Source organism: Stutzerimonas tarimensis (genome assembly GCF_042648805.1).
GTDB classification, from domain to species: domain Bacteria; phylum Pseudomonadota; class Gammaproteobacteria; order Pseudomonadales; family Pseudomonadaceae; genus Azomonas; species Azomonas tarimensis.
In genome coordinates this window covers 55,817-56,355 of sequence record NZ_JBHRXZ010000026.1, presented here as the reverse complement: position 1 = coordinate 56,355, position 539 = coordinate 55,817, and the positions used below count along the sequence as shown (strand labels likewise).

The following is a 539-nucleotide window of genomic DNA, read 5'->3' as shown; positions in this document are numbered from 1 at the left end:
GCCCTTCCACCGCCTGGATGACCAACTCGCCCTGGGCGATCAGTTGGCTCTGTACCAGGGTCTCGTCGGTCGTGCCCTTGCCCTCGGCCGATTGCCAGGCCCAGCTGCTCTTGCTCTTCTCGTGGCTTTCCTGCTCGAGGTCCTTGACGCCTTCGAAGGTGATCGTGCCGCCGCTGGAAAGGGTCAGGTCTTCTCCGCTGGTGAGTTTCGCCGCCTGGTAGGTCTGGTCGCCGCCGCTGACCAGCAGCAGGTCGCCGCCCGTGCTGATTTCGCTGCCCACGTGCTCGAGGCTGGTTGTTTCGTCGCGCTTGAAGCTCTTGCGGCCGAAGCTGCCCTTTTTCTTCTTCTGGTACAGCGAGTAGTCGTAGTCCTGTGCCGCCAGCAGGTTCAGCTCGCCGCCGGCCACCAGGTAGGCTTCGTCGTTCGCGCTGATCCTGCTGGAAATCAGGTTCAGGTCCTGCCCGGCGACGATGCCCAGGCTGCCGCCGGCGCTGATCTCGCTGGCCTGTTGCTGGACATGGTCTTCCTGGCGGGTGACT

At 64.2% G+C, this 539-nt stretch carries 1 protein-coding gene; it reads right to left on the bottom strand.

Annotated features, from left to right (window positions below):
* A partial coding sequence (locus ACFOMF_RS16655) for a hemagglutinin repeat-containing protein (RefSeq protein WP_386366967.1) occupies nucleotides 1–539 on the bottom strand: 539 nt, incomplete at both ends.